Annotated in this window: 17 protein-coding genes; 3 read left to right on the forward strand and 14 right to left on the reverse strand. The window is 37.9% G+C overall.

Annotated features, from left to right (window positions below):
• The first annotated feature begins 2 nt into the window (after window positions 1-2).
• Entirely contained in the window at window positions 3-1,409 is a 1,407-nt protein-coding gene (locus SOP96_RS00650; RefSeq protein WP_326319314.1) for a sensor histidine kinase, read from the forward strand.
• 54 nt (window positions 1,410-1,463) lie between these two features.
• Here the strand turns inward: SOP96_RS00650 and SOP96_RS00655 are convergent, their stop codons facing one another.
• Complete coding sequence (locus SOP96_RS00655) at window positions 1,464-4,142, reverse strand: carboxypeptidase regulatory-like domain-containing protein (protein WP_326319315.1); 2,679 nt, start codon at window positions 4,140-4,142, stop codon at window positions 1,464-1,466.
• A gap of 209 nt (window positions 4,143-4,351) precedes the next feature.
• Between SOP96_RS00655 and SOP96_RS00660 the strand changes: the two genes are divergently transcribed.
• Complete coding sequence (locus SOP96_RS00660; RefSeq protein ID WP_326319316.1) at window positions 4,352-4,711, forward strand: helix-turn-helix domain-containing protein; 360 nt, start codon at window positions 4,352-4,354, stop codon at window positions 4,709-4,711.
• A 102-nt stretch (window positions 4,712-4,813) separates the two neighbouring features.
• Here the strand turns inward: SOP96_RS00660 and SOP96_RS00665 are convergent, their stop codons facing one another.
• A complete protein-coding gene (locus tag SOP96_RS00665) occupies window positions 4,814-5,584 on the reverse strand; it encodes a GLPGLI family protein (RefSeq protein ID WP_326319317.1) in 771 nt (256 codons plus the stop codon).
• A 49-nt stretch (window positions 5,585-5,633) separates the two neighbouring features.
• Window positions 5,634-5,843 carry a hypothetical protein gene (locus SOP96_RS00670; RefSeq protein WP_326319318.1) on the reverse strand — a complete coding sequence of 70 codons (210 nt, stop codon included), beginning with the start codon at window positions 5,841-5,843 and terminating at the stop codon, window positions 5,634-5,636.
• Window positions 5,844-6,439: 596 nt separating this feature from the next.
• Between SOP96_RS00670 and SOP96_RS00675 the strand changes: the two genes are divergently transcribed.
• On the forward strand, window positions 6,440-7,321 hold the full coding sequence (locus SOP96_RS00675) for a cupin-like domain-containing protein (RefSeq protein ID WP_326319319.1): 882 nt from the start codon (window positions 6,440-6,442) through the stop codon (window positions 7,319-7,321).
• A 37-nt stretch (window positions 7,322-7,358) separates the two neighbouring features.
• Here SOP96_RS00675 and SOP96_RS00680 read toward each other — a convergent pair whose 3' ends face one another.
• The 11 genes from SOP96_RS00680 to SOP96_RS00730 all read right to left on the reverse strand — a co-directional run bounded on the left by SOP96_RS00680 (window position 7,359) and on the right by SOP96_RS00730 (window position 19,132).
• Window positions 7,359-7,904 (reverse strand): RNA 2'-phosphotransferase, encoded by a 546-nt coding sequence (locus tag SOP96_RS00680; protein ID WP_326319320.1) that lies wholly within the window; start codon window positions 7,902-7,904, stop codon window positions 7,359-7,361.
• A gap of 17 nt (window positions 7,905-7,921) precedes the next feature.
• Window positions 7,922-8,608 carry an SIR2 family NAD-dependent protein deacylase gene (locus SOP96_RS00685; protein ID WP_326319321.1) on the reverse strand — a complete coding sequence of 229 codons (687 nt, stop codon included), beginning with the start codon at window positions 8,606-8,608 and terminating at the stop codon, window positions 7,922-7,924.
• Window positions 8,609-8,710: 102 nt separating this feature from the next.
• A complete protein-coding gene (locus SOP96_RS00690) occupies window positions 8,711-9,220 on the reverse strand; it encodes an O-acetyl-ADP-ribose deacetylase (protein WP_326319322.1) in 510 nt (169 codons plus the stop codon).
• 438 nt (window positions 9,221-9,658) lie between these two features.
• Window positions 9,659-10,105, reverse strand: a complete 447-nt coding sequence (locus SOP96_RS00695) for a GatB/YqeY domain-containing protein (RefSeq protein ID WP_326319323.1) — start codon at window positions 10,103-10,105, stop codon at window positions 9,659-9,661.
• A gap of 115 nt (window positions 10,106-10,220) precedes the next feature.
• Window positions 10,221-12,116, reverse strand: a complete 1,896-nt coding sequence (ftsZ, locus tag SOP96_RS00700) for a cell division protein FtsZ (protein ID WP_326319324.1) — start codon at window positions 12,114-12,116, stop codon at window positions 10,221-10,223.
• 90 nt (window positions 12,117-12,206) lie between these two features.
• Window positions 12,207-13,595: a cell division protein FtsA gene (ftsA, locus tag SOP96_RS00705; protein WP_326319325.1), complete on the reverse strand. Its 1,389-nt coding sequence runs from the start codon at window positions 13,593-13,595 to the stop codon at window positions 12,207-12,209.
• A gap of 20 nt (window positions 13,596-13,615) precedes the next feature.
• Window positions 13,616-14,575: a cell division protein FtsQ/DivIB gene (locus SOP96_RS00710; protein WP_326319326.1), complete on the reverse strand. Its 960-nt coding sequence runs from the start codon at window positions 14,573-14,575 to the stop codon at window positions 13,616-13,618.
• Between the two features lie 149 nt (window positions 14,576-14,724).
• Entirely contained in the window at window positions 14,725-15,102 is a 378-nt protein-coding gene (locus tag SOP96_RS00715; protein ID WP_326319327.1) for a GxxExxY protein, read from the reverse strand.
• 118 nt (window positions 15,103-15,220) lie between these two features.
• On the reverse strand, window positions 15,221-16,579 hold the full coding sequence (murC, locus tag SOP96_RS00720; RefSeq protein WP_326319328.1) for a UDP-N-acetylmuramate--L-alanine ligase: 1,359 nt from the start codon (window positions 16,577-16,579) through the stop codon (window positions 15,221-15,223).
• Window positions 16,580-16,677: 98 nt separating this feature from the next.
• Window positions 16,678-17,802 carry an undecaprenyldiphospho-muramoylpentapeptide beta-N-acetylglucosaminyltransferase gene (gene murG / locus SOP96_RS00725; protein WP_326319329.1) on the reverse strand — a complete coding sequence of 375 codons (1,125 nt, stop codon included), beginning with the start codon at window positions 17,800-17,802 and terminating at the stop codon, window positions 16,678-16,680.
• Between the two features lie 91 nt (window positions 17,803-17,893).
• Window positions 17,894-19,132 (reverse strand): FtsW/RodA/SpoVE family cell cycle protein, encoded by a 1,239-nt coding sequence (locus tag SOP96_RS00730; protein ID WP_326319330.1) that lies wholly within the window; start codon window positions 19,130-19,132, stop codon window positions 17,894-17,896.
• Between the last annotated feature and the right edge of the window lie 8 nt (window positions 19,133-19,140).

A 19,140-nucleotide genomic window follows, 5' to 3' on the forward strand; every position in this document is an offset into this window, starting at 1 on the left:
AGATGTTCAATAAAGTCATTACCAATCAGACCAAAACAATGGTGCTCCTCATGCTGGTTTTCACGGCTATTATTTTGCTTTTCAGCGGGTTGGTATATTTTTCCATTGTTAATTTTTCTCATCAGCGGTTTTACGAACTTTTAAAAATCCGTACCACCACGATTATACAGGTGGAAAAAAGCAAAGACAACCTGGATCTTCCGGAAAATTATATCCTGAACGGATTAAATGATGAAGAACTGCCAATGGAAAGAGACTATGTTTTTGCGGTTCCAGCAGATTCTAATTTTAATAAAATTTCACAGGAAATTCACATTCCTTCCTCTTTTTTCAGAAATATCGTCAAAAAGGGGGAAGCAAATTATAATGACAAAGAATTTTATTATATCGGACAAACCTTTCGTCACGACGATAAAAGCTATATTGCCATTGCCTCTGCAAAAAACCATTATGTGGTGTATTATCTCGGGTTTCTGAAAAGAACATTAATTACCTGTATTGTATTGTCGCTGTTTTTCAGCATGATCTTTTCTTTTTATTTGTCTAAAACATTATTTAAACCGATTCTGAAAATTACCGGAAAGGTAAAAGAAATCAGCTCTGAAAATCTTCACCTTAGATTGGAACCGCAGCCAGACAATAAAGAACTGAACGAATTGGTGGATACATTCAACGATATGCTGAACCGTATTGAGACCTCTTTTGAAACCCAGAATCATCTCATCGGAAATGTGTCGCATGAATTGAGAACGCCTCTTACTTCCATCATGGGCGAGGCAGATGTAGCACTTTCAATCTCAAGAACCAATACCGAATACAAAGAAACGCTCGGGATTATCCTTGATGAAGCCGAAAAGCTCGATAAAAAGATTAATGCCTTATTGATGATCGCACAAACCGGATTCGATGGTAAGATTCAGAAAATGGATAAAGTAAGGATAGATCAGCTGCTGTGGGATGTTATTGAAACGTTGAGAAGAATTGATTCCAGAAACAATATCTTTCTTGATATCAGCATGCTGCCCGACAATCCTAAAAAGCTGAAAGTACAGGGAAATGAGCAGCTGCTTCATCTTGCGGTTACCAATATTATCCAGAACGGATGCAAATACTCCAATTTTCAGCAGGTAAAAGTATCTCTGGGAGCCACCGATACCGATGTCTATATTATCGTTAAAGATAACGGAATCGGGATTCCACAGGAAGAAATGAATAAAATTTATGATCCTTTCTTCAGAGCTTCCAATACAAAGAATTACGAAGGCTACGGAATTGGGCTTCCCTTAGCCAGAAACATCGTCAGAATGCATCATGGCGAACTGATCGTAAGTTCTTCCGAAAACCAGGGAACAACCGTACAGCTCCGCTTCCCGAACTTCTATAGTACTTTGCACGAAAGAGAAATCTGATACCGAATTTAATCGAAAAAAAAACCAACCTCAATGAGATTGGTTTTTTACTTTTTATTTAAAGTTGAATTTTACGGTAAACATTACCTGGCTTGGCCTCAAGAGAATTCTTGTAGCAGTCGTCCTGGTAGCATCAATTTCAAAAGTTTCAAATACTTTTTTATTGGCAATGTTCATCCATTTCAACTCAAAATCAATTTTCTTTTTAGCCCATGTGAACTGGTAAGAAACATCATAGAACCCGTTACGGTATTTTTGGTCCGGGGTATCTGTGTCGGTCTGGTCCCAGCTGAATCCCACAGTATGGTTTTCGATAGGGTAGAAGAACAATGCAAGATTATGGTTGAATCCTGTTGTTGTTGCATTGGTAACGACGTCTCCCTTACTCGTTTGCTTTGTTTTTGTAATCCGGGCATTGTAGTCTATGCTCATCCAGCTGAAATAGGTATTATTAAATTTTATCCCAAAAGACTGTCTTGTGTTTTTATTGTTGTAAGATAAACTGTCCAGAATGGCATCAGATTTTGTAGTGTTATTGCTGTAGCTTACGGAAGCATTCGTTTTAAATTTAGGAAAATATTTTCCGATTTCAGCGCTATAGCTGTTGGTAAGAACATGGTTGTCCCTAACAAGATAGCTCATAACAGTATATCCTGAAACAATAGTAGGGCTGGAAATAAGGTTTCTTTTTGCATCAGAAAATCGGTAATTAACATTAAAGAATATATTATTCAGCGGGTTTCTGTACTCTAATCTTGTTCCGGCAGATTTGTTATTATTCTGCGGAATAGGGTTTTTAGGATCCATCGCATTAATTCCCACAGGAGAAGTCATCAGAAAGCCTGCATATGCTGTATTGATTTCACCAAAATTATTATTGATGTTGGCACTTACCGAAGCCTTCCAGAATGAAGCGAATGTGTACTGTGCAAAAATGCTCGGCTCAAAAGTTACTTTATTAAGCTCACGGTATACTGATCTTTGAGGATCTTCAGCTTTTATATTATTAGAATTCACCGGGAAGTTGGCATACAACATCCAGGCATCATTTTTATAATTTACTCCTACGCTTCCATAAGGCGTTGCGGTGGTATAGGTAAGATCGTTGCCATATTGTGAAAGGGATGCCGCTGCATCTGAAGTGATATTGTACAGATCAGAATCCAAATGCGTAGAGTCGAAATTAAACCCTATTTCAGGAGTGAACGTCCAGCCTTTTGTAGAAAATCCGATATTCGCAGAATGATTGGCCTCAAATGTTTTTAATCTTAAATGCTGATCAACAGAACTGCTGGAAAGATCAGACGTAAATCCCGGGATGTTAAGATATGATGAAGGAGAAACACGAAGATCCTGCCTGTCGGTCTGGTAGCTTATGAATGATAATACATTCACCATCTTTTCTTTCCACGGAAGAATGGTGCTCAGTGAGTTCTGGAACGAAGTTGTGGGAGATTCCAAAGCTTCTTCTCCATTTCTTTGAATGCCGTTGATCCCGTCTCTTCTGTCTACAATACCTCTGTCTGCATTCCAAAACTGGGAAAAGGTCGTGGTATTTTTAAAGAATCCTTTTTTTGCATTTTTGGTGAATATTAATTCTCCTTTCGCTTTATCGGTATAAAAATTATTGAAAATATTCAGATTGTTGGAGGTTCCGTTGAAGAATAAGGTTTGGGTAGTAGATTCTCTTTCCACCGCATTATTCGTGTAGTTGGCATTGGCTTTCAGTTCCCATTCCTTTTTCTTGTCTATATTGGTGAGGTAATTGGCTGACAAATAATGTACGTTATTCAGCAGGTATCTTTTTACCGGAAGATTCGGGATGCTTGCATTTTCTACATTCAGCCAGTCATTTTGGGAAGCGTTGATTCTTCTTCCCTCAAACCGGTTTCCGAAAGCAAGGATGTTTCCTTCGTTTTCTACCTGCTCTCCCATATTGTTGGTTTTGTAGTTCACCACCCACTGGCTTTTCTGCCCGAAGAACATTGGGGTAAGCTTTACATTCCACAGCCAGGGATCTCCGAAGCCGGTTCCCACTTCTCCTCTTCCCGTCATGGTAACGGAATTTTTCAGCTTGATGTTGATAGCAGCCTGTTCCGAAGGAACTTTATCCTGAAGGATTTTTACGGGCTGGTGGTTTTCAAGAACTTCAACTTTTTGTACGGCATCTTTCGGAAGCGAATTGTTGATGGTTCCGTAACCGCCTTCCATAAGGTCTTTTCCGTTAACATAGAATTTGTTGATGGCATTACCCTGATAAAGTATGGTTCCGTCTGCATTCACTTCAACGCCCGGAATTTTTTTCATGACATCAGCAAGCGTTCTGTCACTTTTGCTGTCGAAAGCTTTCAGGTCATAAGAAATGGTATCTCCTCTTGCTGTAATCATCTTGGTTTTCAGCTGCACTTCTTTAATTTCCGTAGCTTCACCTTCCATTTTAAAGTTTTGGGTCTGATCGCTGTTGCTGATCTGTTTGGTTAACGGCCTTTGGTTGAATGCCTTTACCTTGAGGTCTACATTAGACTCTGCAGAAGTAAAAGTTACTTTGTATTCTCCCTTAGAATTGGTAATAGCATACGCAAGAATGGCGTCTTTGCCCGGCTCTTCTATGGTAACACTTGCGCTGGGAACGGCTACTCCGTCTTCATCCGTAATTTTTCCCGAAACCGTTTTCTGTGCGAAAGAAAGGATAGAGAAAAAAATCATGACGAATAAAGTAAGTTTCAATTTCATAATTTACTATTTATGTTAATTAGTTAGTTGCTAAAGCTTTTTGTTACAAGATTGGAAATATTCATGCAAAAGAAAGAATAAAGCTTAATTTATCACTACAAATATAGTTATATTTTTTTGTTTTGTAATTTTGTTTTTACGGGAATTTTTGAGCCTATTGTTATTGATTATTTGGCTAAATGTATAAATTTGTAAAAAACAGATTTACTATGGGAGTAGGAACCAACCTTAAAAAACTTAGAAGCAAGACCAAACTTTCTCAGCAGGAAATCGCAGATATGCTGGGGCTGGATAGAAATACGTACACCAATTGGGAAAACGAAGCCACTGATATCAAATCCAGCTATATTCCGAAGCTGGCTGAGATTTTTCAGGTAAAAATTCAAGACCTTTTTGAAGCTGGCCAAAAATCAACCGTTTCGAATGCACAAGATAATTTTGAACTGCATGACAATTCAATCGGACAAAAAGATTTTCAGCAAGGAATTATTATTAATATCACAGATTCTGAAGCAGCAAAAGTAATTAGTACGCAACTCGAAGAGCTAATCAAAGCATTGAAAAAATAGCATTATTTAATGATTGTTATTATTATTTTGTCATTCCGCAGGAATTTATATTAAATGTATTATTAAAATACTGTTTAGATTCCTGCGGAATGACAAGGGCATTTATTCAAAAGGTTTTAATTCCAAAGGATTGTTATACATTTTTTTTCTTTTTTCCAAAAGAGATTCGTAGTATTTACTTTCTTCTGCGCCTATTTCCAACCCCGGAAACGCCGCAAGAGTATTTTCTAAATTATATTTCGCTTTCAAATATTTTGCTTTTGAATAGTTTTTAAAAGCTAAAAGATTAAATCTAAATTCATCTGTAAACTTTTCAACTTTTGTTAGTGTAAAGTGGTAATCATCTCTTGTGTCATATAATTCAAAAATTAATCCAGGCAGTCCATTAAATTTGTAAGGCCCTAAAGATTGGGGATAATCTTTAGAAAAATAGGCAATCCATCTTCTTCCGTATTTATTTGTAGCGGCCATTTGGCATTTTATGCCATTAATTATTTTTGTATCACTGTAGAGTACCCATTTCGTAGCAACCTTTTCTTCATATCGTATTTTATCTTCTCCGTATTTAAAAAAAATATTGGTTATTGCATTAGTTCTTATAAGTCTCTCCTGAAAATAATCACTCACTATTTTCAAATCCAAGCCTGATCTTGATTTATATTGTCCCGTATCATTCAGATAATTTTGAACAGCAGCAAAATAATAATCTTGGGAGTTTCCTATTAATACGAATTTTTGAAATTGTTGATATTTTTCTCCAAGTTTTAATGAAGCATCATAGTTTACCCTAATGGAAGGTGTAAAATTTACTTGCTGTGAAAAAAAATATAGAGGACAGAATATAAAAAGTATTGTGACAAATAATTTTTTCATAATTTTCATATAAGGGGCGGAGAGATATCCGCCCCAGTAAATTAATTGATTAATTTAAATTAAGACTTACACTTGGCCTTGTCCCGCACTCCAGCTCATTAATAGACTGTATTGTGCTGATGATCTGTGAATAGGTAGCATTATCTGAAAACGTGGTATAATGTTTTACACCGCAGGTTGAAGTCCAAACTGCCTGAACTTTCGCAAACGCCATAACAGAGATTCCGATCATGGCGCAAAATAAAATTTTCTTTTTCATAAAAATTGTTTTTAGAATCGTTAAACTTAAATTTTCCTGGCTGCTCAATTTTGTCTAGAATAAATTGTACAGCCCGGATGATGCATCAGTATGACAGGTTTGAAAAATACATTAGGCAGAATGCCGTCCTGTTCGCGAATTTCTCATTTGTGTCATTTCACAAACGTAAGAATAATTTTCAAGAGGTGAGTGTAAGAAAACCAGCAAATTATGCCCATTTTTTTGCGCGGAAAAAATGTAAAAATTTTTTTAAAAAAGAAAATTTTAAGCTAAAAACAACATTTATGATTCCATGATTTTAACAACAGTTTGCTGCTATAGAAAATTATTTTTAAAAATAGCACTTTTAATCATGTTTTATCAACTTTTTAAGAATTAGCTTTATCGGATAAAGTTTTTATATTAGCAATCTTATGAATCTTTTTTGTTCATTATTGTGTTTTTTTACCCTGTAAACTTTACAGGGTATTTTGTTGTAAATAAGATTTATTTAGAATAAATAGGCAAAAGTGATTTGAATCATAGATTAAAAAAAGCTTAAATCTGTTAACATATATTTTTATTTAATAATTTTGTAACATTAAATTTTTTAAAGAATGGGAATCAATTTAAAGCCTATTGATATTGTAGATGATATTACACAACAAGAATTCATTGAAAAATATCTAAAGCCCAGAAAGCCTGTGGTGATCAAGAATATGGCGAGAAAGTGGCCTGCTTATCAGAAATGGACCATGGAATATATGAAGGAAGTTGTAGGAGATGTTGAGGTACCGCTTTATGACAGTTCCAAGGCTGATCCTGCAGCTCCCATTAACGCATCTGCGGCAAAAATGAAGTTTACAGATTATGTAGATCTTATCCAGAGAGAACCTACGGATCTCAGAATTTTCTTTTTCGATCCTATCAAGCACGCCAAAAAATTGCTGGAAGATTATATTTCCCCAAAAGATCTCATGGGAGGTTTTCTGGATAAATACCCCTCTATGTTTTTCGGGGGAAAAGGTTCTGTAACCTTTCTGCATTATGATATTGATATGGCGCATATCTTCCATACTCATTTCAACGGAAGAAAACATATTCTGCTTTTCGATTACAAGTGGAAAGAAAGGCTCTATAAAATTCCTTATGCAACCTATGCGCTGGAAGATTATGATATTGAAAATCCGGATTTTACAAAATTCCCGGCACTGGATGGAGTAGAAGGCATTGAGTGTTTCCTTGAACATGGTGATACTTTATTTATGCCGACCGGATGGTGGCACTGGATGAAGTACCTGGACGGAAGCTTCTCCATTTCCCTGCGAGCATGGGACAAATCCTGGGCCGTAAAAGCACATTCTTTATGGAATCTTACCGTGCAAAGGAAGTTTGATGATGTCATGAAGAAAAATTTCAAAAAGAAATACATGGACTGGAAAGAAAAATTAGCCGTTAAAAGAGCTGAAATTGCCTGGAAAAGAGGTATTCCAAAATAAAAATACAGAGAGGCTGCCTGAATAGACAGTCTCTTTTTTATTGAATCAAGATGTATTCTGGATCTACAAAATCCGTCAGCCAAACGTTATTTTCAGAGAGATAGAATACAATTCCGTCCTGGTGCATTTTCCCTGTCATAATGGTAAGAAGAATGGGCTTTCCGTGGCGCATCCCGACTTTTGAGGCTGTGTCTTTGTCGCTGCTTAAATGAACGTGCTGCCGGTTTCTTTTTTCTATTCCTTTTTCTAAAATAGAGTTCACATTGTTTTCAGCGGTTCCGTGATACAGGAATTCCGGTGGCTGCTGAGGTTTCAACGCCAGGTCAACAACAATCGAATGTCCCTGGTTGGCTCTTATTTTTGTTTTATCTTCATTAAAAATAAAGCGTTTTTTGTCGTTGGTTTCTACTATTTCATCAAGTTCTTCAAGTGTGAAATAAATATTGTTTTCAGCAGATTTTTCTTTTAATTCTTCTACACCGGCCCAACCTTTTTCGTCTACATTTAAGTTGATAACTTCAGGTTGGTGGCGAAGAACAAGACTTAGGAATTTGCTTGTTTTTTTATTGTGTTTTTCGTTCATGGTTTTTAAATATTTTATCAGGCAAGATTTACCAGTTTATCAAAAAGCATTTTCATTCCCTGCGTTGCGGTTTCCTTCATCACAACCGCTCTCTGTCCGTACCCGAAACTGGTTTCATTTGGGTTGATTACGATTAAGAGGCAGTCGTCTTTGATATCATGAAGCAGTCCGGCCGCCGGATATACCTGCAAAGAGGTTCCGATCACCAAGAAAATATCGGATTCCCTTGCCATTTTTGTGGCTTCTCTCATCAAGGGAACATCTTCCCCAAACCAAACAATAAACGGACGTAGCTGTGCGCCGTCTTCGGCTTTATCCCCGATGTTAATGTCATCTTTGTGCTCATACACAAGGTTTTTATCGTTGCATGAACAAGATTTGAATAACTCGCCGTGTAAATGTAAAATATTGGTTGAACCTGCCCTTTCATGCAGATCATCAATATTTTGAGTGATGATCTGAACTTCAAAATATTTTTCCAGTTCTGCCAATAATCGGTGTGCATCATTCGGTTCTACTTCGTGAAGCTGTCTTCGCCTTTGGTTGTAAAATTCAAGGACTAAAGCTCTGTCTTTTCGCCATCCTTCCGGACTGGCAACATCTGTGATGCTGTGGTTTTCCCAAAGACCATCTCCGTCTCTGAAGGTTTTTATTCCGCTTTCGGCACTGATTCCGGCTCCGGTTAATATGGTTAGTTTTTTCATTTGTTTGTTATTTTTTTAAACGCAAAGCTCGCGAAGATTTTGTTTTACTACTAACTGTTTTTAAGTTCGCAAAGGCGTTTCACTCAGCAAATGAGCATTAATTTATTTTTCTAATAAATTTCTATAAATTTCTTCATTTTCATCATCAAAACAAATGAAAATTACTTTTTTCAGGATCTCTGATTTGAAATTTTTTACCTCTTCAATTGCAATTTTTCCTGCTAGCTCCTTTGGAAAACGGTAAACTCCTGTGCTGATGTTAGGAAAAGCAATGGTTTTGATTCCAAGGTTTTCTGCTAATTCCAAAGAATTTTTATAGCATTTGGCCAATAATTTCGAGCATTTTTCCTCATCTCCGTTCCAAACCGGTCCAACGGTATGAATGACATATTGTGCAGGGAGATTTCCGCCAGTTGTAACGACTGCTTCTCCTGTTTTGCATTTGCCCTGTCTGTTTCTGATTGCCCTGCATTCTTCCAGAATCTGTTTTCCTCCAGCCCGATGAATGGCTCCGTCTACTCCGCCACCACCCAATAAGGAAGAGTTGGCTGCGTTGACTATGGCATCTGCTTCTATCTTTGTAATGTCGCCTTTTATTAATTCAATTTTCATATTTGTATGTTTCATGATTGTGTTATTGTTACGCAAATTTAGTAAAACAAAACTCGCACTACCAAATTAATTTGTGTTTATTTTACACTAAACCATTAAATACTTGATTTACAGGGATAAATTTTTATCCTAATTGTAATAATGATTATTTAGTTAAAATGTAATATTTGTTTACATGATTTTCATTAAAAAACAATTATCTTTGAACAGATTCTGAAAACAATACCATGAAAAAGTATTTTAGATCTTCCCTCACCATTATGGGTTCAATTTTTGTAATTTGAGCTCTTTACTAAGGAGAAAAAATAAATGAAGCCCGGAACTGGAAAAGTTCCGGGCTTCTTAATCAAATCGATATGCAAAGGTTGAATATCCTTATAAAAATGTGTTTGTAGTGTTGCCGGATGCAGATGTTCCGGAAATATATACAATCAACAACTAAGAAAGCAGCTTTTTAGCCATCTCGGAAATGCTTTTTCCGTCAGATTTTCCAGCTAAAGTTTTTGATGCTACTCCCATTACTTTTCCTAAATCTTTGATAGATTCAGCGCCGGTTTCGGCAATAATGCTTTTCATTTCCGCTTCCAGTTCTTCGGAAGAAAGCTGCTTCGGAAGGAACTGTTCGATTACTTGCATCTGCGCTTCTTCTACTTCCGCAAGGTCATTTCTTCCCTGGGCGGTAAATTGTTCGGCAGAATCCTTACGTTGTTTTACCATCCTTTGCAGAATAGCAATTTCCTGCTCTGGGGTAACTTCTGATCCTCTTGCTTCTGTTTTAAGCAATAATATCTGCGATTTCACAGCACGTAGTGAGTCTAAAGCAACTTTGTCTTTTGCTCTCATGGCCGTTTTTATCGCCTCATTTATAGTGTTTTCTAAGCTCATGTCAATATTTTAATTTAAAAATTTGAAAATGAGACAATTTGAAAATGCAGATGCACTTTAATGTGATTCTGCCATTGAATAATTTTCAAATTCTCAAATTGCTACATTTTCAAATTTAATCTACGTCTTTATTTAAAAATCTGTTTTCTCTGATCTGAACAGAACCATTGTTTTCAGACAGATACGTGTTGATATTCTGTTCTGAAGCATTATTCCCATCGATAGAGATATTCTTTCTTTTAAAGGCAGGAACCGATTCAAATTCGCTGGAGCTGTCGAAGCTCTGATAGCGTGAATTGAATTCTTTTAATTTATTTCTGCGTTCTATTACTCTTTCCTGATCTACCGTTTTGTTCACGAATGTAAACTCTTCTTCTGCCGGTTTTGGAGCCTGAGTTTCAAATTGGGTTTCTGCAACAGGCTCTTCTTTCAGGTGCTGAAAGAAATGTTCCACTTTCTGAAGAGGTTCTTCCGTAAGCTGATTAACCTCGTTTGAAGAAGTAAATTCCGCTTTTGGTTGTCCGAAATCAGACTTTGGTTCATTATTCTTTGATTCGTTGACAAAAAAACTGAACTCAACGGGCTTTTCTTCAGAAGATCTTTTGGAAGAATTCCCGGTTTGCGGCTCTTCTTTTTTCTGATCAAAATCAAACCTGAAAGATTCTATTTCAAGATCATTCGGATCTTCCGGTTCCTCATCCAGAGAAAACAGGCTGAATGATTCTTCTTCCTCATTTTTCCAGCTGTGTTCCGGCATATGAATGGTATCTTCCTCTCTGTCAGTGAATTTTATTTCTGTTCTGGCAGGTTCTTCTTCAATAGTCATTTTTTTTTCAGAAGATGAGCTGAAGAATGGAGCGTCATTGTCTTCGTCGTCAAGCCTGAAAAGGCTTTTGCCTCCGAAATCGTAGGACTGCTCCGGTGCATCTTCTCTTTCCTGTCTTGTTTTGAAAGGAGATTCTTTCGGTGCATCGAAACTGTCGTTCAGGCTGATTTTAATTTTCTCGGTAGGTCCGGAAAACTTTTTATTATCATTGGAAAAACCTGTAGCGATTACCAGAACGCTCACAGAATCGCCCAGCTCTTCATCAGAACCTACCCCGAAGATGATATCTGCGGTGTTTCCTGCTTCTTTCTGGATATGATCCATAATAACCCCAATCTCGTCCATAGTAACTTCCTCCACACCGCTGCGGATCAATAACAGTACGTTTTTGGCTCCGGTGATTTTATTGTCATTCAATAATGGAGAATCAAGCGCTTTTTTAACCGCTTCTTCAGCTTTATTTTCACCTGAAGCAACACCGGTAGACATCAGGGCGGTACCTGAATTCTGAAGCACAGATTTGGCATCTCTAAAGTCAATGTTTACATCAAAATATCCGGTGATTACCTCAGCCATACCTTTGGCTGCATTGGTCAACACTTCATCGGCTTTTGAGAATCCCTGTTTGAAACCAAGGTTTCCGAACTGCTGTCTTAATTTATCGTTGTTGATGACAATCAGTGAATCTACGTTATTTCTTAATTTGTCAAGGCCGTTTTCCGCCTGCTCCAGTCTTCTTTTTCCTTCAAAGCTGAAAGGAACGGTAACAATCCCAACGGTAAGAATGCCCATATCTTTTGCCACTTTGGCAATTACGGGAGCTGCACCGGTTCCTGTACCGCCACCCATTCCGGCAGTGATGAATACCATTTTCGTATTCTGGCCCATTGCGGCTTTAATATCCTCGATGCTTTCAATCGCAGATTTTTCTCCTACTTCAGGATCGGCTCCTGCACCGAGACCTTCCGTAATGGTAGTTCCAAGCTGCACTTTATTGGCAACCGGGTTGTTATCCAATGTTTGGGCATCCGTATTGCAGATCACGAAATCTACCCCGTGGATTCCTTTTTCGTACATGTGTTTTAGTGCGTTGTTTCCGCCGCCTCCAACACCGATTACTTTTATTATTGATGAATTTCCTTTTGGTAAATCAAATGAAAACCCCTGTGTCCCTATATTTTCCATAACTATATTTTTATAATTATTATTGATAATTGATTGATGATCGCTGATAAGGAAAGATCATGTATCGCTTATCATTTCATCATTTATATTTTATTCTACTTCCTCAAAGAATTTTTTCACTTTTTCCATGAGCGACTGCCCAAAAGTCAGTTTTGCTGCTCTTTTAGACTGTTGCTCGCTTGCACTTTGCTCCGGCTGAACGGTTTCTGTATGCTGCACAGTTTCCTGAACGGTTTCCGTTGCTGGCGCTGCGGTTTCAGCTTTTGTTTCTACAGGCTCCTGAACGGGTTCCTGGAGTTCAGCATTCTGTTTTTTGTCCCTGATCTTTAAGCTTTCCATTAACAAACCGATGGAAGTTGCGAATTCAGGTCCTTTAAGATACTGATTTTTATCGTTTGCAATGTATTCATTGGCAAAACCGATGCGGCTATCGAAGCCGGTGGTGTAATTGGCCAGCTGTCGAAGATGCTTCAGATTGGATCCGCCTCCTGTGAGAACAATTCCGGCAATAAGCTTTTTCTTTTGTTCGAAGGCACCGTAGGCTTTTAATTCCGTATTCACCATTTCAAGGATTTCCTCCACTCTTGCATTGATGATCTGGGCTAAAGTTTTAAGTGAAATCTCTTTATCCGGCCTTCCGTGAAGCCCCGGAATGGTTACATAGGTACTGTCTTTTTCAAGCTCGGGAACTGCGGAGCCGAATTTTACTTTCAGCTGCTCTGCATGTTTTTCTATGATGGAACAGCCTTCTTTAATATCTTCCGTAATAATACCGCCACCGTAAGGGATTACACAGGTGTGACGAATAATATTGTCTTTAAAAATAGCGATATCCGTAGTTCCGCCACCGATATCTACAATGGCTACTCCGGCTTCTTTTTCTTCTTTCGTTAAAACAGCTTCCGAAGATGCCAACGGTTCTAAAGTTAGTGCCTCCATTTCCAGGCCTGCTTCACGCACGCATCTTGCAATGTTACGGATGCTTCCCATCTGGCCCACAACAACGTGGAAATTGGCCTCCAGACGTTTTCCGTGCATCCCGATGGGTTCCTGAATTTCTCCTTCGGAGTCTACCTTATATTCCTGGGGAAGTACATGGATAATTTCTTCACCGGGAAGCATGACCAGCTTCTTTACCTGGTCTTTTAATGCTTCAATGTCATCATCTGTAATGAATTTGTCGGGGTGTTCACGCATAATATAATCGGAGTGCTGCAAAGAACGGATGTGTTTTCCTGCAATTCCCACCGTTACTTTACGGATAGGAACTCCTGCGCTGGACTGTGCTTCAGACACAGCAGCTTTGATTGAATTAATGGTCTGCGAAATATTATTCACAATACCTTTGTGAACACCAAGACTCTTAGCCTTCCCAACACCGAGAACTTCTATTTTCCCGTGTGCATTCCTCCTTCCGACAATCGCGACGATTTTCGTCGTCCCGATGTCCAGACCTACTGAATACTCTTGATTTTCCATTGTTTATATCGATTTGATTTTTATTCTATTTTAATTTTTGCCTTAGTTTTCGGTTTTGGTGCCGTAGATTTCTTCTCTGTTTTTTTTGTTTCCTTTGGCTTACTTGTTGTTTTTTGTTTTGATGAAGGTGAGGTTGGTTTATTTGTCTTTTTTATTTCAGCTCGTTTGGGCTTATCATCCGGTTTCTTTAACGGAACAGCCGAAGCTTTTGCCAGTTCTTTGTTCGTTGCACTCAGAATACTGTCGTTTTCCTTAAAATTGGGATTTAATGTAGTGACAATCTGATTCTGATATTTTACGGATACCATTCTGTATTTCTCAGGATCCTGATAAACCAGGTATTTTTCTACAAAGGTTTTAAAGCCTTTCACCTTAAATTCAATATTATCCAAATCTCCGATTTCGACTTTATAATTACCCTCGCTGGTAAGCAAATTGTAATCTCCTTTATCTTTGGAAATACCGATAAAATATTTTTTGCTGAAATCATCATTATCAATTTTCTTCACAAGTTCTGCGAGCTTCTGGTATTCGTCTTTCTGTACATCTCCTGTTACCAGCATACATGGATGAGAGTATGTTTTGGAGATGGGAAATTCTATGCCTTTTTCATCTACATAAAAGTCACGGCCGTCTTTGTTGAGTCTGAAAACAGGAACCCTCTGCTTGATATCCAGATTTAGTTTTCCGTTCAGATTAAGATATACATTGGCACTGTCTACGGCGGGAAGAGCATTGATTTTCTTTTCCAGGGCCGGAATATTAAGATCTCCTACTTTTCCGGAGGGGTTTTCTTTTTTTACAATCTCCCAGATATCTTTTTCATCAATAAAATACACCGGTGTTTTGTCACTCATTTTTACAGAAATTTTATTGTCCGTAATCTTCTGTCCACTAAATTTCTTCAGTGAAAAGCTCAGCAGAAATCCGAGAAGAATTACTGTTACGGCAATTTTTAATATTCTGTATTTATTTTTCATTTTTAAATTTTTTAACGCTAAGCTCGCAAAGTTTTGTTTCTATTGTTATTTGTTACTTTTTTGCTCGCAAGGGCGTTTCACTCAGCGAATGATAGCCGAAAACATTATACTATATTATATACTTTTATTTATGGTATTTAAACCAAGTTTTATAATTTATTTACTACTCTTTTTACTCCATCTTTAAATAAGGTAGAATGGAAATTTAAAATCATTCCCAATTTCATTTCTGCAACTCTTAAATAGTTAAGAAGTTGAAAGAAATGATACTTATTAATTTCCGGAACTGCTTTTATTTCTATAATTACTTTATTATTAATCAACAAATCCACTCTGAATGCTTTCTCAATGATCAAACCTTCATAATCGAGACTAATATCTTTTTGACTCTCAATGCTAAGTCCACTATTTTTCAATTCGTAAATTAAGCATTGCTCATATACGTTTTCATAGAGTCCTATTCCCAGTTTACGATGCACTTTCATGCCTGCATCAAAAACAATATTTGATATTTCATTTTCTGTCATTTGTGTTTTTTTTCTTTTCCTAAATGATATTTTCAGCTATCATTTGCTGAGTGAAACGCCTTTGCGAACTAGCTAGAATCTTCTAAAAATTTCTCTTACGTTCTTGGCGTTTTTTAAATTAATTCTTCTTCATCCACTCACAAATAGGATCGTACAGCGTATCAATATTCCCTGCGCCTACCGTGAGTAGGATGTCAAATTCTTTTTCTTTTATTTTATTGAAAGCCTCATTTAATGACGAAACTTCCTTTTTATTTAAAGTCACTTTTTCCAGTAGCCAGTCTGAAGTAATGCCTTCAAAGTTTTCCTGGAGCTCTCTTGCCGGATAAATATCAAGCAAGATCAATTCATCTGCCATGCTTAGGCTTTCTGCAAAGCCGTCTGCGAAATCTCTTGTTCTGCTGAATAGGTGCGGCTGGAAAACTACCAGCAGTTTTTTTTCCGGGTAAAAAGTTCTGATCGAGCTCATTACTGCGTTAATTTCAGTCGGGTGGTGAGCGTAATCGTCAATGTAAATTTTACCGTTCTCATATCTGTGTTTGGTATATCTTCTTTTAATCCCTTTGAAATTGATAATTGCTTTTTTCAAGGTCTCAAAATCCACTCCCAGATGATGAAGAATTGCCAAAGCCACGGTTGCGTTTTCCACATTATGGATTCCCGGAATTTCCCACGCAAAATCTCCTACTGTTTCTTCCGGAGTGTGAAAATCAAAATAGATCGTATCATTCTCCATCCGTAGGTTGTCTGAATAATAATCTGCAGTTTCATTAACAGCATAGGTAAGATGCGGCCTTCCGATGTCGATTCCTTTCCTTACGAAAAGCTGTTTGTCGTTCGGAACAAGCGCGGCAAACTGCTTAAACCCTTCTTCGATCGTATTTTTGTCGCCGTAAATATCCAGGTGGTCTGCATCGGTGGAGGTGATAACTGCCCAATCCGGAGAGAGGGTAAGAAAACTGCGGTCATATTCGTCTGCTTCCACTACAGAGTATTGCGTTCCGTTATAGAGAAAATTTGACTTGAAATTCTCAGAAATTCCACCCAGGAAACAGGAAAACGGTAAATCTGCTTCTTTGCATAAATGCGAAACCAAGGTAGAAGTCGTTGTCTTTCCGTGGGTTCCTGCAATGGCTATACAATCTGTATTTTCCGTAATTAACCCCAATACTTTTGCACGTTTCAGGACTTCAAACTGATGATTATTGAAATAATCCAAAATTCCTAAAGTCTTAATGGCAGGTGTATAAATCACCAATGTATTTTCTTTATGAAAGGAGGTAATTTTTTCGTCAATATGATCGTTAAAAACAATATCAATTCCTTCGTTCATAAGAGCCTGGGTAAGCTTGGTGTTGGTTTTATCATAACCCGACACTTTTTTGCCCGAAGCATGGAAATACCGTGCCAGAGCACTCATTCCGATCCCTCCGATCCCCACGAAGTAAAAATTCTGATATGTTTGTAAATTGTTCATTTATTTAATTCAAATTTTCATTCTGTCATTCTGAGGAACGAAGAATCTCAACATTATAGATTTTCATTCACGATGTTTCATTCAGAATAACAGGTGCTTTAATTATTTATCACCTTAAAAATCTCATTTACAATTTCTTCGGCAGCATTTGGCCTGGCAAAATATTGCAGATTCTGAGACATTTCTTTTCTTATATTTTCATTTTCGCAGATTTCTGAAAGCGTATTCCAGAATTTTTCCTGCATTTCAGAGTCTTTTACCATTCTCGCGGCATTCTTTTCCACCAGATTCATTGCATTTTTGGTTTGATGATCTTCTGCTGCAAAAGGAAAAGGAACCAGCAAAACTGGTTTCTGTGCTACCGCCAGCTCCGAAATGGCAATGGCTCCTGCTCGTGATACAATGACATCTGCCGCAGAATACGCCGTTTCCATATCTTTGATGAATTCTTTCAGTTGAACGGAATCAGGAAGCTGGAGGCTGGAAGACAATTCACCGTAATCTGATTTTCCGGTCTGCCAGATCAATTGATACCCTTTTTGTTTCAGGTTTTCAAGGTTTTCTTTCCATCCGTTGTTCAATGTTCTTGAACCTAAAGAGCCACCTACAGATAGAATCGTCAGTTTATCTTTATCAAGTCCCATTTTTTCTTTGGCAAGGTTTGTTTCCTGCATTCCTGAAATGATCGTTGATCGGATTGGGTTTCCTAAAAACTTTGTTTTCTCTCCCGGAAAACCATCTACTTTAGGAAATGCCGTGAATACTGCTTTTGCTTTTTTACTTAAAATCTTATTCGTCACACCTGCATGTGCATTCTGTTCCTGAATGAAAATCGGGATTCTCAATTTGCTTGCTTCATACAAAGCCGGTCCGCTGGCAAAGCCTCCTGTTCCAATCGCAAAGTCGGGAGCAAAATTTTTAATGATCTTTTTTGATTTAGATAAACTTTTTAAAATCTTAAAAGGCAAGCCTAAATTAGAAATGATATTTCCACGGTTGATACCGGCAATATCAATGCCTTCTATTTTGTAGCCGGCTTGGGGAACTTTTTCCATTTCCATTTTGCCGCTGGCGCCAATGAACAAAAATTCTGCATCCGGAAATCTTTTTTTGATTTCGTCTGCAATCGCAATGGCCGGGAAGATGTGACCTCCTGTTCCGCCTCCGCTTAATAAAACTCGGATGGCTCTTGGCTTCTGGCTGTTGGCTGGTTGATTGTTCATTTTTATTATTTAATCAAATTCTGATTCTTTTTATTTTAAATAGGATTTATCCTATCCTGGTTTATGTCGTCCTTCGGGACTCCCTGTCATCTTAAGCAATATCGTTTATTTCGGCAATGCTTTGTTTTTTGCCCAGTCCTTCTTCATCATAAATCTGGATTCTGGAGCTTATATTTAAAATTATTCCCAACTGTAAATAGGTTACCAGCATGGAAGTTCCTCCGTAACTGATCAACGGGAGCGGCTGACCGGTGACTGGAATGAGATTGACGGCTACCGCAATATTTACCGAAAGCTGTACAAAGATCATCACTCCAAGACTGAGCACCAGAAGCGATCCGAAGAAGGCAGGCATTTTGCTGGCGATCATTACAATCCGGATCATCATAATCAGATACATGCTGATCAGAAAAGCAGCGCCAATAAGCCCGTATTCTTCAACAATCACGGCAAAGATAAAGTCAGAGGCAGATTGTGGAAGCATTTGCTTTAATGCACTTTTCCCTGGTCCCATTCCTGTAATTCCGCCATGAACAATGGCAGCCTTAGCCTGCATGACCTGATAATTTTTGGCTTTCAGACTTTCATCATCAACGTCGGCTGTTTTTGCTTTGGTTGAGGTAAATGTTTCAATACGGCTCATCCAGGTATGTACTCTGTTTCCACCGATGAGGTTTGTATTGAGTGCAATAATCAAAAACAAAACAATTGCAACAAATGATGCAGATATAAAGCCTGCAATATATTTCCAGTGAAGCTGCCCGATAACCAACACAACCACTGAAACCATTAAAATCATGAGTGCCGTGGATCCGTTGTCTTTTGCTACGAGAACGAAAACAAGCAGGATAGGCCCGAAAATGTACATGATGTTTTCAATCGGAAGCCTTTCTCTGGTGATTTTTTTGGTCAGATACCGGCAGAGGTAAATAATCAGCATGAGGAAAGCAAACGAAGAAGGCTGAAACGAAATCGGTGTTCCCGGAATTTTTAGCCATCTTGAGGCACTTGCTCCATCAATGGTTTGTCCTGTAAACATGGTGACAATCAGGAGAATAATCATTAAACCAAGCAGGATGCTGCTGAGTTTGCCGATGTATTCGTATTTCACCATTCCTACCACTCTCATAATCGAAAGGCCTAAGACCACAAAGAACATATGCTTGATAACGTGGCCTGTTGTGGTCCCGTTGTTTACGATATATTCCAGATTTGAGCTTGCAGAATAAACCGGGAAAATAGAGAAGATGGAGATCACAAGAATGACCATCCAAAGTACTTTATCGCCCTTCAGGAATTCAAATCTGTTTTCTGTGTCTTGTTCGTTCATAATATCCT

The sequence above is a fragment of the Chryseobacterium salviniae genome (assembly GCF_035819015.1).
GTDB lineage: Bacteria > Bacteroidota > Bacteroidia > Flavobacteriales > Weeksellaceae > Chryseobacterium > Chryseobacterium salviniae.